A 26,531-nucleotide genomic window follows, 5' to 3' on the forward strand; every position below is an offset into this window, starting at 1 on the left:
ACACCTTGCAAAGACTGAAGAGATTGAAGAGATCGCAATGACTCAACATTCCGCAACACGGTCCATGTTCGATCCGGCGCTGCTGCGCCCGGCGATCGTGGATTCGTTCAAGAAACTCACGCCGCGCACGCAGTTCCGCAACCCGGTGATGTTCTGCGTGTACGTCGGCAGCATCCTGACCACGATCCTGTGGATCGCGGCGCTCGCCGGCCAGGCCGAGGCGCCGGCGGGCTTCATCCTCGCGATCGCGCTGTGGCTGTGGTTCACCGTGCTGTTCGCGAACTTCGCCGAAGCGCTCGCCGAAGGGCGCTCGAAGGCGCAGGCCGCGTCGCTGCGCAGCGCGAAGAAGGACGTGATGGCGAAGAAGCTCAACGAGCCGCATCCGAAGTCGCCGATCCGCATCACGACCGCGTCGGACCTGCGTAAAGGCGACGTCGTGCTGGTCGAGGCCGGCGACGTGATCCCGGCCGACGGCGAAGTCGTCGACGGCGTCGCGTCGGTCGACGAATCGGCGATCACCGGCGAATCCGCGCCGGTGATCCGCGAATCGGGCGGCGACTTCTCGTCGGTGACCGGCGGCACGCGCGTGCTGTCCGACTGGATCGTCGTGACGGTCACCGCGAACCCCGGCGAGGCGTTCCTCGACCGGATGATCGCGATGGTCGAGGGCGCGAAGCGCAAGAAGACGCCGAACGAGGTCGCGCTGACGATCCTGCTCGTCGCGCTGACGATCGTGATGCTGCTCGCGACCGCGACGCTGCTGCCGTTCTCGATGTTCTCGGTCGACGCGATGAAGGCCGGCCACGTGGTGACGATCACCGCGCTCGTCGCGCTGCTGGTGTGCCTGATCCCGACGACGATCGGCGGGCTGCTGTCGGCGATCGGCGTGGCCGGGATGAGCCGGATGATGCAGGCGAACGTGATCGCGACGTCGGGCCGCGCGGTGGAAGCGGCCGGCGACGTCGACGTGCTGCTGCTCGACAAGACCGGCACGATCACGCTCGGCAACCGCCAGGCGTCGATGTTCGTGCCCGCGCCGGGCGTGAGCGAGGAGGCGCTGGCCGACGCGGCGCAGCTGTCGTCGCTCGCCGACGAGACGCCGGAAGGCCGCAGCATCGTCGTGCTCGCGAAGGAACGCTTCAACATCCGCCAGCGCGACATGGCGCAGCTGCATGCGACCTTCCTCGGCTTCTCCGCGCAGACGCGGATGAGCGGCGTCGATCTCCCGGGTCGCGAGATCCGCAAGGGTGCGGCCGATGCGATCCGCCGCTACGTCGAGACGCACGGCAGCCGCTTCCCGGATGAAGTGCGCCGCGCGGTCGACGACGTCGCGCGCCGCGGCAGCACGCCGCTCGTCGTGGCCGACCTGCACGACGGCGTGGCGCGCGTGCTCGGCGTGATCGAGCTGAAGGACATCGTGAAGGGCGGCATCAAGGAGCGCTTCGCGGAACTGCGCAAGATGGGCATCAAGACCGTGATGGTGACGGGCGACAACCGGCTGACGGCCGCGGCGATCGCGGCGGAAGCGGGCGTCGACGACTTCCTCGCGGAAGCGACGCCGGAAACCAAGCTCGCGACGATCCGCGAGCACCAGGCGGCGGGGCGCCTCGTCGCGATGACGGGCGACGGCACCAACGACGCGCCGGCGCTCGCGCAGGCCGACGTGGCGGTGGCGATGAACACCGGCACGCAGGCGGCGAAGGAAGCCGGCAACATGGTCGACCTCGATTCGAACCCGACGAAGCTGATCGAGATCGTCGAGATCGGCAAGCAGATGCTGATGACGCGCGGGTCGCTGACGACGTTCTCGATCGCGAACGACATCGCGAAGTACTTCGCGATCATCCCGGCCGCGTTCGTGACGACGTACCCGCAACTGCGCGTGCTCGACATCATGCATTTGACGTCGCCGGCCTCCGCGATCCTGTCCGCGGTGATCTTCAACGCGCTGATCATCGTCGCGCTGATCCCGCTCGCGCTGAAGGGCGTCACCTACCGGCCGCTCGGCGCCGCGTCGCTGCTGCGCCGCAACCTGCTGGTGTACGGTCTCGGCGGCGTGCTGCTGCCGTTCCCGTTCATCAAGCTGATCGACATGACGCTCGCCGCGCTCGGCTGGGCCTGATGCGCCGCATTTGAAGGAACCCTCATGAAAACGTTGATTCGCCCGCTCGTCGTGATCTTTGTCGTCCTGACCGCCGTGACGGGGCTCGCCTATCCGGCCGTGATGACCGTGTTCGGCCAGGCCGTGTTTCCGTCGCAGGCGAACGGCAGCCTGATCGAGCAGGGCGGCCGCGCGGTCGGCTCCGCGCTGATCGGCCAGCAGTTCGACGCGCCGAAGTATTTCTGGGGCCGCCTGTCGGCCACGTCGCCGATGCCGTACAACGCGACCGGCTCCGGCGGCTCGAACCTCGGCCCGCTGAACCCGTCGCTCGCCGACCAGGTGAAGGCGCGCATCGCCGCGCTGCGCGACGCCGGCACCGACATGTCGAAGCCCGTGCCGGTCGACCTCGTGACGGCGTCGGCGAGCGGCCTCGATCCGGAGATCACGCCGGCCGCCGCCGCGTACCAGGTCGAGCGCGTCGCGAAGGCGCGCAACCTGACCGCCGACGCGGTCGCGCAGCTCGTCGCCGCGAACACGGCGGGCCGCCAGTTCGGCGTGCTCGGCGAGCCGCGTGTGAACGTGCTGAAGCTGAACCTCGCGCTCGACGCGGCGCAGGCCGCGCACTGAACGCGCGGCCGGGCTCCCGGCGCGGCAACCGGCGTGCGGCGCGGCCCGATCCGCGCCGCACGCGCTTGTCCGACGGCGCATGCGCCGTCTTTGCCTTTTGCGGCGATTTGGAACCACAATGACAGTACTCGTTCGCCATCCCGCGTTTCGCCTTCCTGACGCATGAACCGCCCCGATCCCGACCAACTCCTCGACAAGCTGCAGCGCGACGAAGAAAAGCAGCGGCGCGGCCAGCTGAAGATCTTCTTCGGCGCGTCCGCCGGCGTCGGCAAGACCTATGCGATGCTGCAGGCCGCGCGCCAGCGGCTGCAGGACGGCGTCGACGTCGTCGTCGGCATCGTCGAGACCCACGGCCGCGGCGAAACCGCCGCACTGCTCGACGGCCTCGACGTGCTGCCGCTCGCGCGCATCGAGTATCGCGGCCGCACGCTCGCCGAATTCGATCTCGACGGCGCGCTCGCGCGCGCGCCGCAACTGATCCTCGTCGACGAACTCGCGCATTCGAACGTGCAGGGCGCGCGCCACCTGAAGCGCTGGCAGGACGTCTACGAACTGCTCGACGCGGGCATCGACGTGTACACCACCGTCAACGTGCAGCACCTCGAAAGCCTGAACGACGTGGTCGGCGCGATTACCGGCATCCGCGTGTGGGAGACCGTGCCCGACCGCGTGTTCGACGCGGCCGACGAAGTCACGCTGGTCGACCTGCCGGCCGAGGAGCTGCTCGAGCGGATGCGCGACGGCAAGGTCTATCTCGCGCAGCAGGCCGAGCGCGCGGTGCGCAACTTCTTCCGCAAGGGCAACCTGATCGCGCTGCGCGAGCTGGCGCTGCGGCGCACGGCCGATCGCGTCGACGCGCAGATGCGCGAGTACCGCGCCGACCGTTCGATCCAGCGCATCTGGCAGGCGCGCGAGCGGCTGCTCGTGTGCGTCGGGCCGGGCCCCGAGGCGCCGACGCTCGTGCGCGCGGCCGCGCGGCTCGCGGCGAGCCTGAAGGCCGACTGGATCGCCGTGTACGTCGAGACGCCGCGGCTGCAGCGGCTGCCCGACGCGCGGCGGCAGCGCACGCTCGACGCGTTGAAACTCGCGGCCGAGCTCGGCGCGGAGACGGCCACGCTCGCGGGCGACGACGCGGTTGCCGCGCTGATCGGCTATGCGAAGGTGCGCAACGTGTCGAAGCTCGTCGCGGGCGGCTCGCCGAAGGTCGGGCTCGCGCGCCGCTTCGCGCGGCCGTTCGGCGAACAGCTCGCCGAACGCGCGGGCGACGTCGACCTGATGCTGATCCGCGCGTCGGCGAGCGACGAGGTGCGCGCGGCGCCGCTCGACGCGCGCGCACGCGACTGGCGCGACGCGTTCGCGCAATTCGGGTTGCGGCGTTCGCCGCCGCGCCACTACCTGTACGCCGCCGCGATCTGCGCGGCGATCACCGGTGTCGCGAGCGTCGTGTCCGAGCGGCTCGACCTCACGAACCTCGTGATGCTGTACCTGCTCGGCGTCGTGTTCTCGGCCGTGCGGCTCGGGCGCGGCCCGGGCGTGCTGCAGTCGTTCCTGTCGGTCGCCGCGTTCGATTTCTTCTTCGTGCCGCCGCGCATGTCGTTCTCGGTCAGCGACACGCAGTACCTGCTGACCTTCTTCGGGATGCTGCTGACGTCGCTCGTGATCAGCCACCTGACGTCGACGCTGACGCGCCAGGCGAGCATCGCGCAGCGCCGCGAGCGCCGCACCGGCGCGATCTACGCGATGGCGCGCGAACTCGGCGCGGCGCTGACGACCGAGCAGATCGTCGAGATCGGCAGCCGCCACGTGGGCGAGGTGTTCCGCGCGCGCGTCGCGTTCCTGCTGCCCGACAGCGCGGACCAGGTGCGGCAGAAGATCGAGGAACCCGACGCGGCCGTCACGCTGACGGGCGCGGATCTCGACAGCGACGTCGGCCAGTGGGTGTACGACCAGCAGAAGCCGGCCGGCTACGGCACCGACACGCTGCCCGCCGCCGCTGCGCTGTACCTGCCGCTGAAGGCGCCGATGCGCACGCGCGGCGTGCTCGCGGTCGCGTCGCGCGAGCCGCGCGAACTCGAGGTGCCCGAGCAGCAGCGGATGCTCGACGCGTTCGCCGCGCAGATCGCGCTTGCGCTCGAACGCGTGCACTACGTCGAGATCGCGCGCGACGCGCTCGTCAACATGGAATCCGAGCGGCTGCGCAACTCGCTGCTGTCGGCGATCTCGCACGACCTGCGCACGCCGCTCACGACGATCGTCGGCTTTTCGTCGATGCTCGCGAACGGTCGCGCGGCCGCGCAGGACGGCGACGCCGCGGCGGCCGAACGCTTCGCGCAGCGCGAGGGCGAGCTGGTCGACGCGATCCACGACGAGGCGCTGCGGATGACGGGCATCGTCACCAACCTGCTCGACATGGCGCGGCTGCAGGCCGGCAGCCTGCAGCTCAAGCGCCAGTGGTCGCTCCTCGAGGAAACCGTCGGCGCCGCGCTCGCCGCGTGCAAGCGCGTGCTCGCGCGGCATCCGGCGCGCGTGTCGCTGCCGGCCGACCTGCCGCTCCTGCAGATGGACGCGGTGCTGATGGAGCGGCTGTTCACCAACCTGTTCGAGAACGCGGCGAAATACACACCGGCCGACGCGCCGATCGACATCGGCGCCGAACGCGTGGCCGACGACGGCCAGCCCTTCGTGCGCGTGCACGTCGACGATCACGGCCCGGGCCTGCCGGCCGGGATGGAAACGCGGATCTTCGACAAGTTCACGCGCGGCGAGAAGGAATCGGCGACGCCGGGCATCGGGCTCGGCCTCGCGATCTGCCGCGCGATCGTCGAGGCGCATGGCGGTAGAATCGGCGCGCTCAACCGTATCGCGCCCGACGGTCGCGTGACGGGCGCGCGCTTCTGGTTCACGCTGCCGGTCGACACGCCGCCGGCCGTGCCTGCCGTACCCGACGACGAAATCGACGTGCCCGGCGCGTCGTCTCCCTCCGAGCCATTGCCAGACCATGAGTGAACCGAGCCTGACCGTCGTCCTGATCGAGGACGAAAAACAGATCCGCCGCTTCGTGCGCGCCGCGCTCGAAGAGGAGGACATCGCCGTGTTCGAGGCGGAGACGGGCAAGCAGGGATTGATCGACGCGGCGACCCGCAAGCCCGATCTCGTGATCGTCGATCTCGGCCTGCCCGACACCGATGGCCTCGACGTGATCCGCGAGTTGCGCGGCTGGTCCGAGGTGCCGGTGATCGTGCTGTCCGCGCGCACCCAGGAAGAGGAGAAGGTCGCCGCGCTCGATGCCGGCGCCGACGACTACCTGACCAAGCCGTTCGGCGTGTCCGAGCTGCGCGCGCGGATCCGCGCGCAACTGCGCCGGCGCAACCAGGGCGGCGCGAACGAGTCGCCGAAGGTGAGCTTCGGCACGGTGAGCGTCGATCTCGCGCTGCGCCAGGTGTGGCGCGACGGCGAGATCGTGCACCTGACGCCGCTCGAGTACCGGCTGCTCGCGACGCTCGTGCGGCACGCGGGGCGCGTGCTCACGCATCGCCAGCTGCTGCGCGACGTGTGGGGGCCGTCGCACGTCGAGAGCCATCACTATCTGCGCATCTACATGGCGCACCTGCGCCAGAAGCTCGAGCGCGATCCCGCGCAGCCCGAGCATATCGTCACCGAAACGGGCGTCGGCTACCGGCTCGTCGGCGCCGCGTGACGTCCGCGGCATGCCGCGCGATGCGGCCGGAATGCAAGGCCGCACGCCGGTGAAGTTGCATCGGCGCGACATTGCCGCCGCATGCGCGGGCCGCGCACACCGGCCACGGATTCCCCGCTATGCTGACCGTTCCGCGAACGAAATCGAGGAGCGTGCAATGTCCGTCCGTCTGGTCGTCATCTGTGCGCTGGCGCTCGCTGCGCCCGGCGCGTTTGCCCAGCCGCTGCCGCCCGGGCAGCAGCCTTCGGCGCCGCAACAGGCGCTCGCCAATCCCGCGTCGGTCAACTGCGAGAAGCTCGGCGGCCGCCACGTGATCCGCAACCTGTCGAGCGGGCAGGTCGGCATGTGCGTGTTCAAGGACGGCCGGGTGTGCGACGAATGGGCGCTGTACCGCGACGACCGCTGCGTGGGCGGCGGCGGCGCCAAACGCGTGTCGAACTGAGACCGGGCGCGGCCGGGCGGCGGCGCGCGGGCCATGCGTCGCCGCGATCCCCCCGTTCGCCCCCGGCCGGCGCATCCGGCATGCCCGTAAGCGTCTTGTTATACTCGGCGCCGCCCGGGGACGACCCCGGGCCATTCGCTTCAACGGGGACGGCCCCATCCGATCCGGAGTACGTCGAGATGGCGTGGGTATGGTTGTTGATCGCCGGTTTGCTGGAAGTGGCCTGGGCGGCCGGCATGAAATCGTCCGAGGGTTTCACGAAGCTCGGACCGTCGGTGGTGACGATCGTGGCGGCGCTCGCCAGCTTCGGGCTGCTCGCGGTCGCGATGCGCCAGTTGCCGCTCGGCACCGCGTATGCGGTATGGACGGGCATCGGCGCGGTCGGCGCGTTCGTGTTCGGGATCGTGATGATGGGCGAGGCGCTCACCGCCGCCCGCGTCGCGAGCGCGTCGCTGATCGTGCTCGGGCTGATCGGCCTGAAGCTGTCGTCGGCTGCGTGACGCCGCCGCGCCGGCCGGCGCCCGCGCCCGGCCGTGACGCACTGCGGAATTGCGGCGGCCCGCCTGCCAGCCTGTCTATAATGGAACGCATTCGGGCCTGAATTCCGCTGCGCCGTTCCCGGCAGGCGGCACCGGTTGCCACGCGCCGCGCGGCCGGTCATACCGACTCGATCCGATCAATCGGCAAAGCGCACGGAAAGTGCAAGGAGAGGGCCATGATCGAAGCCATTTCGCTCGGCGCGGGGCTCGCGTGGGCGAGCGGGCTGCGCCTTTACCTGACGGTGCTGATCGCCGGCGTGCTCGCGCGGGTCGGCTGGCTCCATCTGCCCGACACGCTGGCGGTCCTGACGTCGCCGTGGGTCATCGGCGCCGCCGCCGTGCTCGCCGTCACCGAATTCCTTGCCGACAAGATTCCCGCGTTCGATTCGCTGTGGGACGCAGTCCACACCTTCATCCGCATTCCGGCCGGCGCGGTGCTGGCCGCCGGTGCGCTCGGCCATGCCGACCCGACCGTGCTCGCGGTCGCCGGGCTGGCCGGCGGCACGCTCGCCGGTGCCGCGCACGTCGCGAAGGCCGGCACGCGCGCGCTGATCAACCTGTCTCCCGAGCCGATCTCGAACTGGGTCGCATCGTCCACCGAAGACGGCCTCGTGTTCGGCGGCCTCGCACTCGCGTTCTTCGTTCCGCTTGCGTTCCTCGTGCTGCTCGCGGCGTTCATCGCGGCATCGGCCTGGGCGCTGCCGCGTCTGTGGCGCGGCGTGTCGGGCGGCTTCCGCGGGATGGCGAACCACATGGTGTCGCGGCTCAACTCGATCGGGGGCAAGCGCGATTGAAGGCGCCGTCAACCGCCGAGCGACAGCGTCCTGACCCTTCGCCGGCCGGGCGGCCCGGCCATGCCGGCCGCTTCGGCTGGCACGACCTGATCCGCCAGGCCGCACGGATGACCGCACGCGACTGGCGTGCCGGCGAACTGACGCTGCTGGTGCTCGCGCTGGTGCTCGCGGTCGCCGCGCTGACGAGCGTCGGTTTCCTCGCCGACCGGTTGCGCCAGGGGCTCGAGCGCGACGCGCGCCAGATGCTCGGCGCCGATTTCGTCGTGCGTGCCGACCATCCCGTCGATCCGTCGTTCGATCGCGAGGCGCGCGCACTCGGCCTGCGCACCGCGACGACCGCGATCTTCCCGAGCATGATCGCGTCGGCCGCCGGCCGGCAGGCGAGCGACGCGGCGCCCGCGCGCCTCGCGGCCGTGAAGGCAGTGTCGCCCGGCTATCCGCTGCGCGGCGCGGTCGAGATCGTGCCGGCCGGCACCGCCGCCGCGCACAAGGCGGCCGCGATTCCCGCGCCCGGCACCGTGTGGGCCGATCCCGCGCTGCTCGATGCTTTGCATCTGAAGGCGGGGGATACCGTTCGTGTCGGGTTGCGCACGTTCACGGTCGCCGCGTCGATCTCCCGCGAACTCGATCGCGGCTTCTCGTTCGTCAATTTCTCGCCGCGGCTGATGATGCGCGCGGACGAGCTTGCCGCGACCGGGCTCACCGGCTACGGCAGCCGCGTCACGTACCGGCTGCTGGTCGCCGGCGACACGCCGGCCGTCGCGCGCTTCGAGGCCTATGCGCACGGGCGCGTCGACGGCGGCAAGCTGCGCGGCGTCGGTCTCGAATCGCTGCAGGAAGGCCAGCCGCAGGTGCGCCAGACGCTCGATCGCGCGCGCCATTTCCTGACGCTCGTCGCGCTCCTGACCGCATTGCTCGCGGCGGTCGCGATCGCGATGGCCGCGCAGCGCTACATGCGGCGCCATCTGGACGGCTGCGCGACGATGCGCTGCCTCGGCGTGAGCCGGCGCACGCTCGGCGCGCTGTTCGCGCTCGAATTCGCCGGCCTCGGCATCGTCTCGGGCGTCGCCGGCGCGGTGCTCGGCTACGGCGGCCACTGGGCGCTCCTGGCGGCGCTCGGCGGCCTGATCGACGTCGCGCTGCCGCCGCCGACGCTTTGGCCCGCGCTCGTCGGTATCGGCACCGCGCTCGTGCTGCTGCTCGGCTTCGCGTTGCCGCCGCTCGCGCCGCTCACGCGCGTGCCGCCGGTGCGCGTGTTGCGGCGCGACTGGGGGGGCGCGTCGCGCACCGCGTGGGCCGCGTATGCGCTCGGTGTCGTGCTGTTCGCGGGGCTGCTGATCGTCGCGGCGGGCAACCTGAAGCTCGGGCTGATCGTCACGGGCGGGTTCGCCGGCGCCCTGGTCGGTTTCTCGCTGATCGCGCGGCTCGTGCTGTACGCGGCGGCGCGCGCGGTGCGCGATGCGCGCGTGGCGGCGGGCATCGGCTGGCGCTATGCGCTCGCGTCGCTGCACCGGCGCGGCACGGCGAGCGCGCTGCAGATCACCGCGCTCGCGCTGGGCCTGATGTGCCTGCTGCTGATCGCGATCACGCGCAACGATCTCGTCGCCGGCTGGCGGCAGTCGATGCCGCCCGATGCACCGAACCAGTTCCTGATCGACATCCAGCCCGACCAGCGCGACGACGTCGCGGCGTGGCTCGCCGCGCACGGCGTGCGCGATGCGGTGCCCGCGCCGACGGTGCGCGGCCGGCTCGTCGCGATCAACGGCAAGCCGGTGAACCCGCAAGCGTATCCGTCCGACGAGGCGCGCCGGCTCGTCGATCGCGAGTTCAACCTGTCGTATACGACCGAGCTGCCGCCCGACAACCGGATCGTCGCAGGCGACTGGTTCGGCAATTCGGCCAGCCCGCAGATCTCGATCGAGGCCGGGCTGGCGCAGACGCTGAACGTGAAGCCTGGCGACACGCTGCGCTTCGACGTGACGGGGCTGACGGTCGATGCGCCGATCACCAGCGTGCGCAAGCTCGACTGGGGCACGTTCCGCGTCAACTTCTTCGTGCTGATGCCGCCTCCGGTGCTGAAGGATTTCCCGGCCGTCTACCTGACGAGCTTCCACCAGCCGGCCGAGCAGGCGGCGCTGCTCGATCCGCTGATCGCGCGCTACCCGAACCTGACCGCGATCGACATCGCGCCGATCCTCGCGCAGCTGCAACGGATGATGCTGCAGGTGGTCGGCGCGGTGCAGTTCCTGTTTGCGTTCACGCTCGCGGCGGGCGTGCTGGTGCTGTACACGGCGCTGGCCGGCTCGCGCGACGAGCGCGTGCGCGAGGCCGCGCTGCTGCGCGCGCTCGGCGCGTCGCGCGCGCAGGTCAATGCGGTGCAGCGCGCGGAATTCATCGTCGTCGGCGCGCTGGCCGGCGCACTGGCTGCGGCGGGGGCGATCGCGGTCGGCTGGGTGCTCGCGTCGCGCGTGTTCGAGTTCCGGCTCGCCGTCGATCCGTGGCTCGTGCCGGCCGGCATCGCGGCCGGCGTCGCGTGCGCCGGTGCGGCCGGCTGGCTGAGCCTGCATAATGTGTTGCGGCGCCCGGCGCTGCAGTCGCTGCGCGACGCTTGAGCGTCGCCGGCGGCTCCGACTATCCCGTTTCCGATTATCCGTATGACCGATGTGAATGATGAAGCGCCGTCGCAGCCGACGGCGTTCGAGCTCGTGGGCGGCGAAGCCCGCGTGCGCGAGATGGTGGACCGTTTTTACGACCTGATGGACCTCGAGCCCGAGTTCGCGGAGATTCGCGCGCTGCATCCGGCGTCGCTCGACGGCTCGCGCGACAAGCTGTTCTGGTTCCTGTGCGGCTGGCTCGGCGGCCCCGATCACTACATCAGCCGGTTCGGCCATCCGCGGCTGCGCGCCCGGCACCTGCCGTTCCCGATCGCGTCGGTCGAGCGCGATCAGTGGCTGCGCTGCATGGCGTGGGCGATGGAGGACGTCGGGTTGCCCGAGCCGCTGCGCGAACGGCTCATGCATTCGTTCTACGACACGGCCGACTGGATGCGCAACCGGCCCGGTTGATCGACCGGTACGCCGCTGTCCGGACGCCGGGCGAACTGCGTCTGGGCGGCCGGCGCGGTGCGGCGCGACACTGGTCGTTTCCCCATCGATACGAGGTTCGCCCGATGATGACCCAGGCCCTGTTTCGCGACGATGCCTATCTGACGCAGTGCGAGGCCGTCGTCGCGGCCGTCGGCGAAGACGGCATCCGGCTCGACCGCACCGTGTTCTATCCGCTCGGCGGCGGGCAGGCCGGCGACAGCGGCACGCTGACGCTGCCCGACGGCAGCACGATCGCGATCGTCGACACGCGCAAGGCGAAGTTCGAAGGCGCAACGCCCGACGATGCCGTGCACGTGCCCGAGGCGGGCCAGGAAGCGCGCGTCGCGGCGCTCGCACCCGGCGCGCGCGTGGTCGCGGACATCGACTGGCTGCGCCGCTACCGGCGCATGCGATTGCATACGGCCGCCCACCTGATGTGCGCGGTGCTGCCTTACCCGGTCGACGGCTGCAGCGTGACGGCCGACTACGTGCGGCTCGATTTCGCGACGTCGGACACGATCGACCGCGTCGACGTCGAGCGCCGTCTCGCGGAACTGGTCCACGGCGCGCATGCGGTCACGACCGAATGGATCACCGACGCGGAGATGGCCGAGCGCCCCGAACTCGTGCGCACGATGAGCGTGAAGCCGCCGCTGGGGCTGGGCCGCGTACGGCTGCTGCGCATCGAAGGTGTCGATCTGCAGCCGTGCGGCGGCACGCATGTGCGCAATACGTCGGAAATCGGCGACCTGCGGGTCGCCAGACTTGAAAAGAAGAGTGCGCGGACACGGCGCCTCGTGCTGGAGTTTGCATGACGATCGACAACCTGACGGACAGCGCCGCGGCGCTCGATCCGCAAGCGCGCGAGATTCTCGATTTCTGGTTCGGCGAACCGGATTCGGCGGCGTTCGGCCATGCGCGCAAGGTGTGGTTCAACGGCGGCGCGGCGTTCGACGACGTGCTTCGTACGCGCTACGGTGCGTTGCTCGACGCCGCGTGCGACGGCGCCTGCGATCACTGGGCCGACACGCCGCTCGGCGCGCTCGCGCTGATCGTGGTCCTCGACCAGTTCTCGCGCAACATTCATCGCGGCACGCCGCGCGCGTTCGCCGCCGATCCGAGAGCGCTGGCGCTCGCGCGGCGCGTCGTCGCGGCCGGGTGGGACGCGCAGTTGCCGAGCGGCCATCACCGCGCGTTTGCGTACCTGCCGTTCGAACATGACGAGTCGGACGCGAGCCAGCGCGAGGCCGTGCGCCTGTGCGCTGGCATTCGCGGCGAGGCCGGGTGTGCGAGCTATCACGACTTCGCGTTGCGTCATGCGGCCGTGATCGGGCGTTTCGGCCGTTTTCCGCACCGGAACGCGATTCTCGGCCGTGCATCGACCGATGCGGAGGCGGCATTCCTGCGCGAGCCCGGCTCGTCGTTTTGACGGGCGGGGGGGCGGGATGGCGGGCATGAAGCCGCGCTCGCGCGCCGCTTGCGCTGGTCTTCCGGACATGACGACGGCGCCGTTTTGCGGCGCCGCCTTGCATTACTTCGTTTCGTGCGCTTCGGGCGTGCGCACGTAGACGCGCAGCAGCTCCTCGTCGTCGCCCGGGCGGGCGCCGGTCCAGAACAGTTTCCATTCGCTGCCCGGTGCCGGATCGACGGCCCGCACGCCCTGGACGATCATCCACGTGCAGCGCGTCGTCTTCGCGTCGTCGATCGGCGTGTGCTGGATACCGGAGAAGTAGTACATCATCGGCGCTTCCGATTCGCCGAGCCCGTGCAGGCTCGCCATGCAGTCGCCGTCGCTCCACTCGAGCGCGAGATGCGCGTTCAGGTCGTCGAACACCGACCGGTAGCTCTTCGCGACGTCGAGCCACGGCAGCAGCAGCGTATAAACGAGACCCCACGCGACCAGCGCGCCTGCGCCCCACGACAGCGCGCCGCGCCACAGGCCGGTCGTGCGCAGCTTCGGCAGCAGCGACAGCCAGCCGACCGTCAGCGCGAGCGCACCGATCACGAGCCCGGGCACGATCGGCATGGTCCAGTCGAGCGGCAGCCAGCGGCCGAGTACCGCGAGGTTCGCACGCGATGCACCGGGATCGGCCATGACCGCCCAGATCATCCACGCGAGCGCGACGACGGTGCCGAACAGCAGGCGGCTCAGGTAGTCCCATGCGAGGTGCAGCCCGCGCGGCAGGCGGTCGATCGCCTGCGCGGCGACCAGCGCGAGCGGCGCGAAGAACGGCAGGATGTAGAGCTGGCGCGAGGTCGCGGACACTTGCAGCACCGCGAGGCCGATCCCGGCGAACAGCACGGGCAGCGCGATGCGCGGCGTGCGCCAGTCGCGCCATGCGCCTCGCGCCAGCGCGGCGATCGCGAGCGGCGCGACCGGGAAGCCGAGCAGCAGGAACGCACGCAGGATGAAGAACGGCTTGTCGTTTTCCGCGCCGAGTTCCGGCACCGAGAAACCGAAGAAGCGGCCGACGTTGTTGTCCCAGAACCACGTCATGAACAGCGTCTCGGAACGCAGGAACAGCGCGGTCGGCCAGATGAGCGCGAACGGTGCGAACACCAGCGCGGCGACGCCGAGCGAGCGTGCGAACGCGCGCGTACGGCAGGCGGGGTAGAGCACCAGCGCGCCCGTGAGCGTGGCCGCGAACACGAGCGGCACGAACAGCCCCTTCGCCATCAGCGCGATGCCGACGCCCGCGCCGAAGAGCGGCGCGGCCCAGCGGCCGGACGGCCGCACCGGCAGCCCGTGCCGCATCTGCCGCGCCTGCGCGACGTGCCGCATCACGAGCTCGAGCAGGCCGCAGAAGCCCATTGCGGTGCCGGCGAACAGCGCGACGTCCGTCATCATGTCGTGCACGTGCTTGATCACGACGAGCGTGCCCGCGCTCAGCACGACGGGGCCGATCACGCGCAGGTCGAGCCAGCTGTCGGCCCGGCCGGCACTGCGGGCCGCGCGAGCGATGAAGCCGAATGCGAGCGCCGCGAACAGCGCGCTCGCGAGCCGTGCCGCGTCGTGCAGCGGCATTACCCGCTGCAGCAGCCACGCGAGGCTCGTCGCGACCCATGCGTAGAGCGGCGGCTTTTCCATGAACGGCTGGCCGGCGCTGGTCGGCACGACGAAGTCGCCCGTCTCGAGCATGTGCTGGATGATGCCGAACGTATAGGTTTCGTCCTGCTTCCACGGATCGTGGCCGAGCACGCCCGGCAGCGTATACGCGCACACCAGCGCGGCAACCAGCAGCCAGACGCGCCAGCCGAGCCGGAGGACGCGATCGCGGGTGGCGTTCGGTGCGGCGGCGCCGGCCACGGCAGGCGTGCCGGCGCCATCGAGTGTCGCGCTGAGGTTGGGATCGGCGGCTGAGCGTGCGTGCGCGGCCGAAGCGGGCACGGCCGTGCGTCGCCGGCCGGGCGCTGCGGTTCCTGGCATGGAAAAGATCTCGGTCGGGTCAAGCCGGTCCGGCGACATGGGCCGGGACCAATAAGGGTCGCATCGAGGCGAAATGACAGCCGGATGACCGGCCGTTTTTGGCTTGGCGCTAGTAGAACACGGAACCGTTACGGATGTTTACTGAAACAGCCGCGATATTGTGGAGATTTGTGGTGTCGTGACCACGGACGGCCCCGGTCGGCCGTTTTTCCGCCTTTTGGGGCGGGATTACCGGCCGCCGCCGACGTCGAGCAGGGCGCCCGTCGTGTAAGACGCCGCGTCGCCGAGCAGCCAGACGATCGCTTCCGCGATCTCCTGTGCTTCGCCGGCGCGGCCGAGCGGCGTCTGCGCGCCGAGGCGTGCCGCGCGGCCCGGCTGGCCGCCGCTCGCGTGGATTTCCGTCTCGATCACGCCGGGGCGCACCGCGTTGACGCGTACGCCGTGCGGGCCGAGTTCCTTCGCGAGGCCGATCGTCAGCGAATCGACCGCGCCCTTCGAGCCCGCGTAGTCGACGTACTCGTTCGGCGAGCCGAGCCGGGACGCGATCGACGACACGTTGACGATCGCGCCGCCGCGCCCGCCGCGATCGGTGGACAGCCGGCGCGCGGCTTCGCGCGCGCACAGGTAGGCGCCGAGCACGTTGGTGTCGAACATCCGCCGCAGCCGTTCGACCGGCATGTCGGCGAGCGGCAGCGACGGCGCGACGATCCCCGCATTGTTGACGAGCGCGTCGAGGCGACCGAACGCGGTCGCGACCGTATCGAACATCGCGATGACGTCCGCTTCGTTCGCGACGTCGCCGGCGACGACGCACGCGCGGGCGCCCGCGTCGCGAACGGCTTGCGCGGTCAGTTCGGCGGCCGCCGCGTCGCGCGCGTAGTTGATGCCGACGTCCCAGCCGCGCCCGGCCGCGAGCACGGCGGTCGCGCGGCCGATGCCGCGGCTCGCGCCGGTGATGAGGACGGCCTTGCGCTCGGACGGTGCGGGCATCGCGTGCGGCTCCTGATGAACGTTACTTGGCCGCGTCGGTTGCCCATTTTTCCTGGGCGAGCGGCTGGTAGCGGCGCAGCTGTTCGATCAGCGCGACCGGTTCGGCGTCGATGCACAGTGCGTCGAAGTAGGCCGGGCGCATGAAGCCTTCGTCGACCGTATGGCGCAGCAGCGCGATCAACGGATCGTAGAACGAATCGATGTTGTACAGCGCGACGGGCTTGCGGTGATAACCGAGCTGCGCCCACGTATAGACCTCGAAGAATTCCTCGAGCGTGCCGGCGCCGCCGGGCATCGCGACGAACGCGTCGGACAGGTCGGCCATCATCTTCTTGCGGTGGTGCATGTCGGGTACGACGTGCAGCTCGGACAGCCCGGTATGGCCGACTTCCTTGTCGACGAGCAACTCGGGGATCACGCCGACCGCACGGCCGCCGGCCGCCATCACTTCATCGGCGATCACGCCCATCAAACCGACGCGGCCGCCGCCGTAGACGAGCGTGAGGCCCGCATTGACGAGCGCGCGGCCGAATGCGCGCGCGGCGTCCGCATAGACGGGCCGCACGCCGGACGACGAGCCGCAGTAAACACAGACTGCCTTCATTGTTTCGTATCCTTCGCGGCGGGCTTGGCGGCGACCGGGCTGCCCGCGGGGCGGGGCGAACCGTCGCGCGGCGGCAGGTAGTCGGTGAACTGGCGCTTGGGCAGCTTGCCGGAGACGAGATCGTCGAACAGCTGGCGCGAACGGCCGCGCAGGTACGGGGCCATGATCGAGATCACGTGCATGCTCACCTGGTGCAGCTCTTCGCGGATCGCGTCCTGGTCGTTGTACTTGCGCGGGTGCATCACGTACTGATACGACAGCCAGTACGTCGAGATCACCGCCATGTTGGTGGCGATGACTTCGATCTCGGCGGGCGTCGCGACCATTTCGGCGTCGGACACGAGCAGTTCGCACATCTCGTGCGCGAAGCGCACCTTGTGACTGATGATCTGCTTGAAGTGCGTCTCGAGCGTGCGGTTGCGCGCGAGCAGGTCGTTGAGGTCGCGATACAGGAACCGGTAGGTCCACATGAAATCGGCCATGTACTGCAGGTACGACCAGGTCTCGTCGATCGTCGGACGGTGATCTTCGGGGAAGCGCAGCCGCCGTTCGATCTGCTGCTCGAACTGCGCGAAGATGCTGTTGATGATGTCGTCCTTGTTGCGGAAATGGTAGTACAGGTTGCCTGGACTGATTTCCATTTCCTCGGCGATCGTCGTGGTCGTGACGTTCGGCTCGCCGATCTCGTTGAAGAGTTTCAACGACAACTCGAGAATCCGTTCGCGGGTGCGGCGGGGAGGTTTCGCTTCCATGTCGTCCGGCCCTGTGTGTGCCGGACTGGCGGGCGCTGCAATCGATGCTGCGGGATTCGTCCGGCGCGGGTTGCTGTTCTAAGTCTGGCGGACGATTATAAACCGCGGTTTCCTTGCATCGGGCGCATTTCGTGATCGCGATGCGTTCCACGCATGGTGCGCCGCCGCACGCGGGCGGCGTCGCGGGGGTTGCTAGAAGCCGAGCCAGCGGGCGATCACCGGCCCGAGCACGAAGCCCCACGTCGTCACGCACGCGAACAGCGCGACCGTGACCGCCGCGCTGCCGAGATCCTTCGCGCGCTTCGACAATTCGTGGCGCTCGAGCGAGATGCGGTCGATCGCAGCCTCGACGCTCGAGTTCAGCAGCTCGACGATCAGCACGAGCAGCACCGACGCGATCAGCAGCGCGCGCGATGCGGCGGGGACCGGTGAGAACGCACCGATCGGCAGCATCAGCGCGGCGAGCGTGAGCTCCTGGCGAAACGCGCTCTCCTCGCGGATCGCGACGCGAAACCCGTTCAGCGAATGCTTGAGCGCGTACCACGCGCGCGTGATGCCGCGGTGGCGCTTGTACGGGTTCGGCGGCAGCGGCGCCAGGCGATCGTCGGGGCCGAGCGGTTCGTGCGGGTGCACGTCCGCGTCGGCGTGCGGCTCTTCTTCGTCGAACGGACGATGCAGTGGCGCCGTGATGGCAGGGGACGGGGTCTTGTCGTTCAGGTCTCGTTTCAAACGGCGGCACCTTCGGCGGGCGAGTACGCAGTCTTCGGCAGCGGCTTCAGATGCGACGCGAACTGCTCGGACGCCGCGCGCCACGAGAAGCGTTCGGCCCACGCGCGGGCCGTTTCGCGTTCGATCTTCAGCGCCTCCAGGCAGGCTTCCTGCAGGTCTTCGTGCATCGCGCCGGCATCGCCCCCGCCGAGCACGTCGATCGGGCCCGTGACGGGGTAGGCGGCGACCGGCGTGCCGCACGCGAGCGCCTCCAGCAGCACGAGGCCGAACGTGTCGGTGCGACTCGGGAACACGAACACGTCGGCCGCAGCATACACCTTGGCGAGCTCGGCTTGCGACAGTACGCCAAGATAGTTCGCTTCCGGGTAGCGCGACTTCAGCTCGGCGAGCGCCGGACCTTCGCCCGCGACCCACTTCGAGCCGGGCAGGTCGAGGCGCAGGAATGCCTCGACGTTCTTCTCGATCGCGACGCGGCCCACGTACAGGAAGATCGGCCGGGCAGTGTTGAGCACCTTCGACTCCATCGGCCGGAAGATGTCGAGATCGACGCCGCGCGTCCACAGCACGACGTTCGTGAAGCCGAACTTCTCGAGGTCCTGCTTCACGACCGGGGTCGGCGCCATCACCGCGAGCGACGGCCCGTGGAACCAGTGCAGGAACTTGTAGGTCGCCGACAGCGGAATCCCGAAGCGCGCCTGCACGTATTCCGGAAAGCGCGTGTGATACGCGGTCGTGTACGGCAGCTTGCGCGCGCGCGCATAGCGTCGCGCGGCGAGGCCGAGCGGGCCTTCGGTCGCGATGTGCAGCGCATCGGGTGCGAACGCATCGATCCGCGCGCGCAGCTTGCGGTACGGCAGGATCGACAGGCGGATCTCGGGGTAGGTCGGGCAGGGCACCGTGCGGAATTCCAGCGGCGTCAGCATTTCGACCCGGTGGCCGAGCGCGGTGAGTTCGCGGGTGGTGCTCTTCAGCGTGCGCACGACGCCGTTGACCTGCGGTTCCCACGCGTCGGTGACGATCATGATCTTCATCGCGGCATGTGTCCTGTAAGTGGAGTTGTGTCAGGCAGTGGCCTTGGCCTTGCGCGACGGGGCAGCGGACGGCGCGGTGCGCATCGCCGTCCAGTAGACGACCTTCAGTTCGCCTTCCATCGTCTCGACGAGCGCGGACAGGCTCTCGACCCAGTCGCCGTCGTTGCAGTACAGCACGCCGTCGATGTCGCGGATCTCCGCCTTGTGGATGTGCCCGCACACGACGCCGTCGCAGCCGCGGCGGCGCGCCTCGTCGGTCATCACGGTCTCGAACTGCGAGATGAAGTTCACCGCGTTCTTCACCTGGTGCTTCAGGTACTGTGACAGCGACCAGTACTGGAACCCGAGCCGGCTGCGGATCCGGTTGAACCAGCGGTTCAGCACGAGGATCAGCGTGTAGAGCGTGTCGCCGAGATACGCGAGCCATTTCGCGTGCTGGATCACGCCGTCGAACAGGTCGCCGTGCACGATCCACAAACGTTTGCCGGCGAGCGTCGTGTGGAACGCCTCGCCGCGCACCTGGATGTCGCCGAATGCGAGGTCGCAGAACTGCCGCGCGCCTTCGTCGTGGTTGCCCGGGATGTAGACGACCTGCGTGCCCTTGCGCGCCTTGCGCAGTACCTTCTGCACGACGTCGTTGTGCGCCTGCGGCCAGTACCAGCCCTTCTTCAGCTGCCAGCCGTCGATGATGTCGCCGACGAGGTACAGGTATTCCGAATCGTTGTGGCGCAGGAAATCGAGCAGGTACGGCGCCTGGCAGCCGCTCGAGCCGAGATGGATGTCGGACAGCCAGATCGTGCGGTAGCGATGCGTGGACGGCTCGGGGTCGTCGCGCTGCGTGACGTGTGCGGCCGCCGGTTCGTGCGGCGAAAGGGCATCGGTTGCGGCCGAGCCGGACAGGAAGGCGGTGACGGCGCGGGCGCCGAGCGGTTGACGGAACAGGGAGGTCGCGGACGTTTTCTGGCCCATGCATGACTCGCGCCGGTTGACATTACCGGCATTGCGCCATGCGCGCGTGACCATGCCGTGACAGTCACGAGACGTTCTTATTACTGTCGTCGCGGCGTATTTAGCAGTGAATGTGGCGGTGTTGCGTAATCTGCCGAACCGACCGGCCTGCCGTTACCGTGCACGCCTCGCGGGGCGGGCGTGCGGGCGGTTTCGAGTGATTTTGTCTGATGAATGCGCGGATACGCGGAGCCGTCCCGCGATCACGCGAACCGCGCGGTCAGCGCGGAATCGCGACGACGCGCGTGCGGGCGATGCGGTCGTGCGGAAACTGGCGATCGCTATGCAGGCGGGCGGCGCCGGCCCATACGACGATCCATGCGGCGGCGAGCGCGAGCGTGACGGGCACCGACAGGCCGAGGAGCGGATGCAGTGCGAGCGGCGGCAGGAACCACAGCCAGCCGAACGCGTAGCGGACGAGCGCGTGGCCGGCGTTCAGCGGCCGGCCGCTCGACGACTCGAGCCGCAGCCGCCAGGTCTTCATCGGCAGCGTCTGGCCGCCATGGGTCCAGAACCAGACGAAGTACGCGCCGACGACGAGTGCGATCCACGCGGCGAGCAGGTTGTGATGGACGAGGCCGTTGCGCTGCTGCGTCGCGAGGCTGAAGGCGAGGGCGGCGAAGAATACGACGCCGAACAGCAGCACGGCTTCGTACAGCATCGCCGCGAGGCGCCGCCGCACGGACGGCGCGGCGGCGACGGCCCGGGCCTCGGGTGCGGGGGCGCTTGCCACGGCGGGTCAGGAACCCTTGAACATCGACGGCGCGTCGGCCGGCGACACGGGCGTGACGGTCGCGGGTGCGGGGGCGGTGCCGGACGTGGCCGATGCGGTCACCGGCGGCGCGCCGGCGCCGACCGATGCGGGCGCCGGTGCCGCAACAGGGTTGCTCGCCGGATGTTCGTGCGAATTGACGAGGCGGCGCACGTCGCGGTCGGCGACGGTCGGCGGCGCGCTGACGACGCTCGGCCGGCGCCGGCGCTCGGTCGCGGCGAGGCGCTGCTTCTGTTCTTCGGGCAGTTGCTGGTAGGCCTTCCATGCGCGCTCGCGCGCCTGCGCGGAAAGCTCCTTCGCGCTCTGGTAATTCTCGCGCGCGACGCGGCGCTGCTCGGGCGTCATCCGCGCCCACTCGGACATCCTGTCCTGCAGGTGCTTCTGCTCATCGGGCGTCAATTTCGCGAAACGGGACGCGATCTTCAGCCATTTGCGCTTGCGCGCATCGCTGAAGCCATCCCACTGATCGGCGAACGGCGCGAGTGCCGCGCGTTGCGCGGGCGTCAGGCGCGCCCACGACAGCGGGCCGTTGGCGGCCGGCAGCGGCAGGGGCAGCGGGGCGAGTTCGGTGGTCAGGCCGGCCGCGGCCGAGGTCGGCGCGGGCGCGCTGCTGGCCGCGGCGGAGACCGTCGCGGGGGGCGGGTTGAATCGGGAATAGGTGGCGACGTAGGAAATGGCGATCGCGATCACGCATCCGAAAAATACGGCCAGGCCGCGTTTCTGACTCACCCGTGCGATCCCCTCGTTATTGTCTGTTTGTTAGCGTGTGTGCGAAAGATACGCGTTGAACCCGTGATCGAGATACGCGTTGAGCGGCAGGTCGTCGCTGAGCATCGCCGCGTCGATGTCGGCGAGTTCGGCGGTGCGCTGCATGTCTTCCCAGTACGCGATGCCGACGAGTCCCGCGAGCAGCAGCGCGAGCGGCCACGCGCGCAGCAGGCGGCGCGCGAACGACGTCTGCGGACGGCTCGCGGGCGGCGTGCCGTATGCGGCGGCGGCACCGGCGAAGGCGGGCACGAACACCGGCGCGGTGGCGGCTTCCGGCTTCTTGCGCGCGAGCGCGGCCCGGCGCGCGACGGCCAGACGATCGGTGGTCGCGGCAGGCAGCGCCGCGGCACGTTCGTCCAGTGCGCGGCGGACCTTCAGCGCGAATTCGTGTTCTCGATTTACGGGAGCGGAGCTCATAGCGTGATTCCTTTGGCCTTGAGCGCTTGCGCCAGGGCATGGGTGGCTCGCGAGCAGTGCGTCTTGACGCTGCCTTCGGAGCACCCCATTGCGGCGGCAGTCTCGGCGACATCCATATCTTCCCAATAACGCATCAGGAACGCTTCCCGTTGACGCGTCGGAAGTTTCTGGATTTCTTCGTCGATCAGGGCCAGAACCTGCTCCCGCTCGAGGCGGTGCTCGGTGCTCTCGACACCTGCATTGTCGTCCGCTGACTCGAGCGTTTCCAGCGGATCGAAGTCCTCGTCGTCCGTATTGTTGAGCGACGAGAACAGCGTGACCCAGGTATTGCGGACCTTCTGCCGGCGGAACCAGTCGTGGATCGCGTTCTGCAGGATCCGCTGGAACAGCAGCGGCAGTTCGGCCGCCGGCCGGTCGCCGTATTTCTCCGCCAGCTTGATCATCGCGTCCTGCACGATGTCGAGCGACGCATCGTCGTCACGCACGGCGTACGCAGCCTGCTTGAACGCGCGCCTTTCGACGCCCGCCAGAAAGTCGGCGAGTTCCTTGTCTGATGCCATTCCGTAAAGGTATGCGCTGCGGACTGCGGCGTGTGAAAGGTCGAAAAATTTCGTAAAACCCGCGGATGCTAACAAATTTTCGCGCGACTTGGCACCGGTTGCGGCTCGCCCCGTTGCATGCGAGCCGCGTCCGCGGCCCGCCGGGCGGGGCGCATGATGCGCTGCGGGATATTTTGCTTGACGACCCAATCATGACCCGCTATCGTCAGCGATTCGCAACATGAAGTGATGGTCTCATTTGAGGCTGGCCCAAGAAGCCCGCCCTTCAAACTGGACGCGCCGCTTGAACCCGAGCCACAAGCCCGGCAGAGAGCACCCGATCAATTTTTTGCCGAAAATTCGAAAGGTCAAAATGAACATGCCCAGCGCGGAATTCTCCACGTCGGAACCCCTTTCCCCTCCCGATAGCGACTCCATCGGCGCCACCGTGCTCATGAAGGCACTGGCCGACGAGAACGTCGAATTCATCTGGGGCTACCCCGGCGGCTCGGTACTCTACATCTACGACGAGCTTTACAAGCAGGACAAGATTCAGCACGTGCTGGTGCGCCACGAACAGGCGGCCGTGCACGCAGCCGATGCATATGCGCGTTCCACCGGCAATGTCGGCGTCTGTCTCGTGACGTCCGGCCCCGGTGTCACCAATGCGGTGACCGGCATCGCGACGGCCTACATGGATTCGATCCCGATGGTCGTGATCAGCGGCCAGGTGCCGACTGCCGCGATCGGCCAGGACGCGTTCCAGGAATGCGATACGGTCGGCATCACGCGTCCGTGCGTGAAGCACAACTTCCTCGTGAAGGACGTGCGCGACCTCGCGGAAACCGTCAAGAAGGCGTTCTACATCGCCCGCACCGGCCGTCCGGGCCCGGTGCTGATCGACATCCCGAAGGACATCTCGAAGACGCCGTGCCAGTACGAGCCGGTCAAGAGCGTGTCGCTGCGCTCGTACAACCCCGTCACGAAGGGCCATTCGGGCCAGATCCGCAAGGCCGTGTCGCTGCTGCTGTCGGCGAAGCGTCCCTATATCTACACGGGCGGCGGCATCATCCTCGCCGATGCGGCACGCGAACTGAACCAGTTCGCCGACCTGCTCGGCTACCCGGTCACGAACACGCTGATGGGCCTCGGCGGCTATCGCGCGTCGGACAAGAAATTCCTCGGCATGCTCGGCATGCACGGCACCTACGAAGCGAACATGGCGATGCAGCACTGTGACGTGCTGATCGCGATCGGCGCGCGCTTCGACGACCGCGTGATCGGCGACCCGGCGCACTTCGCGTCGCGTCCGCGCAAGATCATCCACATCGACATCGACCCATCGTCGATCTCGAAGCGCGTGAAGGTCGACATCCCGATCGTCGGCGACGTGAAGGAGGTGCTGAAGGAACTGATCGAGCAGTTGCAGACGGCCGAGCACGGTCCCGACACCGACGCGCTCGCGCAATGGTGGAAGGACATCGAAAGCTGGCGCGCGAAAGACTGCCTGAAGTTCGACCGCGACAGCGAGATCATCAAGCCGCAGTACGTGGTCGAGAAGGCGTGGGAGCTGACGGACGGCAACGCGTTCGTGTGCTCGGACGTCGGCCAGCACCAGATGTGGGCCGCGCAGTTCTACCGTTTCAACAAGCCGCGTCGCTGGATCAACTCCGGCGGCCTCGGCACGATGGGCTTCGGCCTGCCGGCAGCGATGGGCGTCAAGATGGCGCACCCGGACGACGACGTGCTGTGCATCACGGGCGAAGGCTCGATCCAGATGTGCATCCAGGAACTGTCGACCTGCCTGCAGTACGACACGCCCGTGAAGATCATTTCGCTGAACAACCGCTATCTGGGCATGGTCCGCCAGTGGCAGCAGATCGAATACAGCAAGCGCTATTCGCATTCGTACATGGATGCGCTGCCCGATTTCGTGAAGCTCGCCGAAGCGTACGGCCATGTCGGCATGCGGATCGAAAAGACCTCGGATGTGGAGCCGGCGCTGAAGGAAGCGCTGCGCCTGAAGGACCGCACCGTGTTTCTCGACTTCCAGACCGATCCGACCGAAAACGTCTGGCCGATGGTACAGGCCGGCAAAGGCATCACCGAGATGCTGCTCGGATCGGAAGATCTGTAACGGCGCGACGCGCGTCCAGGCCGGGAGCGGCCGCCTTCACGAAGGGCGGTGCGGCACCGGGCGGCGCGCGGCGCGAGTGAATCGACACGGACACATTCTGGAAGAAGCGAACATGAGACACATCATTTCCGTCCTGCTGGAAAACGAACCGGGCGCGCTGTCGCGCGTGGTCGGTCTGTTTTCCGCACGCGGCTACAACATCGAAACCTTGACGGTGGCGCCGACCGAAGACCAATCGCTGTCGCGGCTCACCATCGTTTCCATTGGCTCCGACGACGTGATCGAACAGATCACGAAGCATCTGAACCGCCTGATCGAGGTGGTGAAAGTGGTGGACCTGACCGACGGTGCACACATCGAACGCGAGCTGATGCTGATCAAGGTACGTGCAGTGGGCAAGGAGCGCGAAGAAATGAAGCGGATGTCGGACATTTTCCGCGGCCGCATCATCGACGTGACCGAAAAGACCTACACGATCGAATTGACGGGCGCGAGCGACAAGCTCGACGCATTCATCCAGGGGCTGGACGCCACCGCGATCCTAGAGACCGTGCGTACCGGCAGCTCCGGCATCGGACGCGGCGAGCGCATCCTGAAGGTGTGATGCCGAAATTGCCAAAGAGGCACGCCGGGTGCGCCGTCATGTCCCGGCCCGCAGTACTCCATCTGAACGAATTGTTGAATTTTTGAATTAGCGAAGGAACCATCATGAACGTTTTCTACGACAAAGACGCTGACCTCTCCCTCATCAAGGGCAAGCAAGTCACGATCATCGGCTACGGCTCGCAAGGCCATGCACACGCACTGAACCTGAAGGACAGCGGCGTGAACGTGACGGTCGGCCTTCGCAAGGACGGCGCGTCGTGGAGCAAGGCTGAAAACGCAGGCCTCGCGGTCAAGGAAGTCGCGGAAGCGGTGAAGGGCGCGGACGTCGTCATGATGCTGCTGCCGGACGAGCAGATCGCCGACGTGTACGCGAAGGAAGTGCACGCGAACATCAAGCAGGGCGCGGCGCTGGCATTCGCGCACGGCTTCAACGTCCACTACGGCCAGGTGATCCCGCGCGCCGACCTCGACGTGATCATGATCGCGCCGAAGGCTCCGGGCCACACCGTGCGCGGCACGTACTCGCAAGGCGGCGGCGTGCCGCACCTGATCGCGGTTGCGCAGAACAAGTCGGGCGCGGCACGCGACATCGCGCTGTCGTACGCGGCAGCGAACGGCGGCGGCCGTGCCGGCATCATCGAGACGAACTTCCGTGAAGAGACCGAAACCGACCTGTTCGGCGAGCAGGCCGTGCTGTGCGGCGGTACCGTCGAGCTGATCAAGGCAGGTTTCGAGACGCTGGTCGAAGCCGGCTACGCGCCGGAAATGGCGTACTTCGAGTGCCTGCACGAACTGAAGCTGATCGTCGACCTGATCTACGAAGGCGGCATCGCGAACATGAACTACTCGATCTCGAACAACGCCGAGTACGGCGAGTACGTGACGGGCCCGCGCGTCGTCACGGAAGAGACGAAGAAGGCGATGAAGCAGTGCCTGACCGACATCCAGACGGGCGAGTACGCCAAGAGCTTCATCCTCGAGAACAAGGCAGGCGCCCCGACGCTGCAGTCGCGCCGCCGCCTGACGGCCGAGCACCAGATCGAGCAGGTCGGTGCGAAGCTGCGCGCGATGATGCCGTGGATCGCGAAGAACAAGCTCGTCGACCAGACGAAGAACTAAGCACGCGTGCTGCTCCGGCCCTTCGAGTGGAGGGTCGGTTTCAAAAAGCCGTCCGAAGGCAGCAGTGCCCCGGGCGGCTTTTGCTATCCTACGGGCTTTGGTGCGACACGCACGCTCGTGTCCGGGCAGTCCCAACGTAAGGGACATCGACTAGCGGTGTTAAGGAGGCGTCAGTACGAGCCTTACCAGCCGCGAAAAGTGCAATGTGGGCCTCACGAAGCCCGGCAGCCTTTGCACTTCTGGTAACGAGACGAACCCGGTATGGGTATGCCGGGTATCGCCATAGGCGATGTCCGGTGTGCTGAACTACGCCGGACTTCGCATTGCATTGACCTGATTACCGTCA

25 protein-coding genes are annotated in these 26,531 nt (G+C 68.5%); 14 read left to right on the forward strand and 11 right to left on the reverse strand.

Annotated features, from left to right (window positions below):
* The first annotated feature begins 37 nt into the window (after nucleotides 1–37).
* The 11 genes from kdpB (at nucleotide 38) to DID99_RS21905 (ending at nucleotide 12,715) form a co-directional block, all read left to right on the forward strand.
* The gene (kdpB, locus tag DID99_RS21855; protein ID WP_124522472.1) at nucleotides 38–2,122 is read left to right on the forward strand and encodes a potassium-transporting ATPase subunit KdpB; all 2,085 of its coding nucleotides are present in this window, start codon (nucleotides 38–40) and stop codon (nucleotides 2,120–2,122) included.
* 24 nt (nucleotides 2,123–2,146) lie between these two features.
* Entirely contained in the window at nucleotides 2,147–2,728 is a 582-nt protein-coding gene (gene kdpC / locus DID99_RS21860; protein WP_124571644.1) for a potassium-transporting ATPase subunit KdpC, read from the forward strand.
* Between the two features lie 162 nt (nucleotides 2,729–2,890).
* Entirely contained in the window at nucleotides 2,891–5,734 is a 2,844-nt protein-coding gene (locus DID99_RS21865; protein ID WP_124667538.1) for a sensor histidine kinase KdpD, read from the forward strand.
* Nucleotides 5,727–6,425 carry a two-component system response regulator KdpE gene (gene kdpE / locus DID99_RS21870; RefSeq protein WP_040127870.1) on the forward strand — a complete coding sequence of 233 codons (699 nt, stop codon included), beginning with the start codon at nucleotides 5,727–5,729 and terminating at the stop codon, nucleotides 6,423–6,425. Before DID99_RS21865 ends, kdpE begins: the two co-directional genes overlap by 8 nt.
* 157 nt (nucleotides 6,426–6,582) lie before the next feature.
* A complete protein-coding gene (locus DID99_RS21875; RefSeq protein WP_044844690.1) occupies nucleotides 6,583–6,867 on the forward strand; it encodes a DUF333 domain-containing protein in 285 nt (94 codons plus the stop codon).
* Between the two features lie 179 nt (nucleotides 6,868–7,046).
* Nucleotides 7,047–7,367: a quaternary ammonium compound efflux SMR transporter SugE gene (gene sugE / locus DID99_RS21880; protein ID WP_044844689.1), complete on the forward strand. Its 321-nt coding sequence runs from the start codon at nucleotides 7,047–7,049 to the stop codon at nucleotides 7,365–7,367.
* Nucleotides 7,368–7,582: 215 nt separating this feature from the next.
* On the forward strand, nucleotides 7,583–8,200 hold the full coding sequence (locus DID99_RS21885) for a DUF4126 domain-containing protein (protein WP_044844688.1): 618 nt from the start codon (nucleotides 7,583–7,585) through the stop codon (nucleotides 8,198–8,200).
* Entirely contained in the window at nucleotides 8,197–10,812 is a 2,616-nt protein-coding gene (locus DID99_RS21890; protein ID WP_185733807.1) for an FtsX-like permease family protein, read from the forward strand. Before DID99_RS21885 ends, DID99_RS21890 begins: the two co-directional genes overlap by 4 nt.
* A 42-nt stretch (nucleotides 10,813–10,854) precedes the next feature.
* On the forward strand, nucleotides 10,855–11,265 hold the full coding sequence (locus tag DID99_RS21895; protein WP_044844686.1) for a group II truncated hemoglobin: 411 nt from the start codon (nucleotides 10,855–10,857) through the stop codon (nucleotides 11,263–11,265).
* A gap of 104 nt (nucleotides 11,266–11,369) precedes the next feature.
* Nucleotides 11,370–12,101, forward strand: coding sequence for an alanyl-tRNA editing protein (locus DID99_RS21900; RefSeq protein ID WP_124487219.1), 732 nt, complete (start codon nucleotides 11,370–11,372; stop codon nucleotides 12,099–12,101).
* On the forward strand, nucleotides 12,098–12,715 hold the full coding sequence (locus DID99_RS21905; RefSeq protein ID WP_044844684.1) for a DUF924 family protein: 618 nt from the start codon (nucleotides 12,098–12,100) through the stop codon (nucleotides 12,713–12,715). The genes DID99_RS21900 and DID99_RS21905 overlap by 4 nt, the downstream gene beginning before the upstream one ends.
* Nucleotides 12,716–12,817: 102 nt before the next feature.
* Here DID99_RS21905 and DID99_RS21910 read toward each other — a convergent pair whose 3' ends face one another.
* From DID99_RS21910 to DID99_RS21960, 11 genes are all read right to left on the reverse strand, one after another.
* The gene (locus tag DID99_RS21910; RefSeq protein WP_124487220.1) at nucleotides 12,818–14,713 is read right to left on the reverse strand and encodes a glycosyl transferase; all 1,896 of its coding nucleotides are present in this window, start codon (nucleotides 14,711–14,713) and stop codon (nucleotides 12,818–12,820) included.
* 228 nt (nucleotides 14,714–14,941) lie between these two features.
* Nucleotides 14,942–15,703: an SDR family oxidoreductase gene (locus DID99_RS21915; RefSeq protein WP_124667539.1), complete on the reverse strand. Its 762-nt coding sequence runs from the start codon at nucleotides 15,701–15,703 to the stop codon at nucleotides 14,942–14,944.
* A gap of 22 nt (nucleotides 15,704–15,725) precedes the next feature.
* Complete coding sequence (locus DID99_RS21920; RefSeq protein ID WP_124571642.1) at nucleotides 15,726–16,307, reverse strand: TIGR00730 family Rossman fold protein; 582 nt, start codon at nucleotides 16,305–16,307, stop codon at nucleotides 15,726–15,728.
* Nucleotides 16,304–17,059: a TetR/AcrR family transcriptional regulator gene (locus DID99_RS21925; RefSeq protein WP_044844681.1), complete on the reverse strand. Its 756-nt coding sequence runs from the start codon at nucleotides 17,057–17,059 to the stop codon at nucleotides 16,304–16,306. The genes DID99_RS21920 and DID99_RS21925 overlap by 4 nt, the downstream gene beginning before the upstream one ends.
* 192 nt (nucleotides 17,060–17,251) lie before the next feature.
* The gene (locus DID99_RS21930) at nucleotides 17,252–17,788 is read right to left on the reverse strand and encodes a diacylglycerol kinase (RefSeq protein WP_044844680.1); all 537 of its coding nucleotides are present in this window, start codon (nucleotides 17,786–17,788) and stop codon (nucleotides 17,252–17,254) included.
* Nucleotides 17,785–18,819, reverse strand: a complete 1,035-nt coding sequence (locus DID99_RS21935; protein ID WP_124522482.1) for a glycosyltransferase family 1 protein — start codon at nucleotides 18,817–18,819, stop codon at nucleotides 17,785–17,787. The genes DID99_RS21930 and DID99_RS21935 overlap by 4 nt, the downstream gene beginning before the upstream one ends.
* A 30-nt stretch (nucleotides 18,820–18,849) precedes the next feature.
* Nucleotides 18,850–19,788 carry a UDP-2,3-diacylglucosamine diphosphatase gene (locus DID99_RS21940; protein ID WP_044844678.1) on the reverse strand — a complete coding sequence of 313 codons (939 nt, stop codon included), beginning with the start codon at nucleotides 19,786–19,788 and terminating at the stop codon, nucleotides 18,850–18,852.
* A 259-nt stretch (nucleotides 19,789–20,047) separates the two neighbouring features.
* Complete coding sequence (locus DID99_RS21945; protein WP_124667540.1) at nucleotides 20,048–20,560, reverse strand: RDD family protein; 513 nt, start codon at nucleotides 20,558–20,560, stop codon at nucleotides 20,048–20,050.
* Nucleotides 20,561–20,566: 6 nt separating this feature from the next.
* Nucleotides 20,567–21,328 (reverse strand): DUF3106 domain-containing protein, encoded by a 762-nt coding sequence (locus DID99_RS21950; RefSeq protein WP_124487224.1) that lies wholly within the window; start codon nucleotides 21,326–21,328, stop codon nucleotides 20,567–20,569.
* 30 nt (nucleotides 21,329–21,358) lie between these two features.
* On the reverse strand, nucleotides 21,359–21,784 hold the full coding sequence (locus DID99_RS21955) for a DUF3619 family protein (RefSeq protein ID WP_044844675.1): 426 nt from the start codon (nucleotides 21,782–21,784) through the stop codon (nucleotides 21,359–21,361).
* Nucleotides 21,781–22,344, reverse strand: a complete 564-nt coding sequence (locus DID99_RS21960) for an RNA polymerase sigma factor (RefSeq protein WP_040144687.1) — start codon at nucleotides 22,342–22,344, stop codon at nucleotides 21,781–21,783. Before DID99_RS21960 ends, DID99_RS21955 begins: the two co-directional genes overlap by 4 nt.
* A gap of 352 nt (nucleotides 22,345–22,696) precedes the next feature.
* On the opposite strand from DID99_RS21960, the gene DID99_RS21965 reads away from it, so the two are divergent.
* From DID99_RS21965 to ilvC, 3 genes are all read left to right on the forward strand, one after another.
* Nucleotides 22,697–24,460, forward strand: coding sequence for an acetolactate synthase 3 catalytic subunit (locus DID99_RS21965; protein ID WP_044844674.1), 1,764 nt, complete (start codon nucleotides 22,697–22,699; stop codon nucleotides 24,458–24,460).
* 112 nt (nucleotides 24,461–24,572) lie between these two features.
* Entirely contained in the window at nucleotides 24,573–25,064 is a 492-nt protein-coding gene (ilvN, locus tag DID99_RS21970) for an acetolactate synthase small subunit (RefSeq protein ID WP_034207977.1), read from the forward strand.
* Between the two features lie 104 nt (nucleotides 25,065–25,168).
* On the forward strand, nucleotides 25,169–26,185 hold the full coding sequence (gene ilvC / locus DID99_RS21975) for a ketol-acid reductoisomerase (RefSeq protein ID WP_044844673.1): 1,017 nt from the start codon (nucleotides 25,169–25,171) through the stop codon (nucleotides 26,183–26,185).
* The last annotated feature ends 346 nt before the right edge of the window (nucleotides 26,186–26,531 follow it).

Source organism: Burkholderia sp. Bp8986 (genome assembly GCF_003854225.1).
Taxonomy (GTDB): Bacteria; Pseudomonadota; Gammaproteobacteria; order Burkholderiales; family Burkholderiaceae; genus Burkholderia.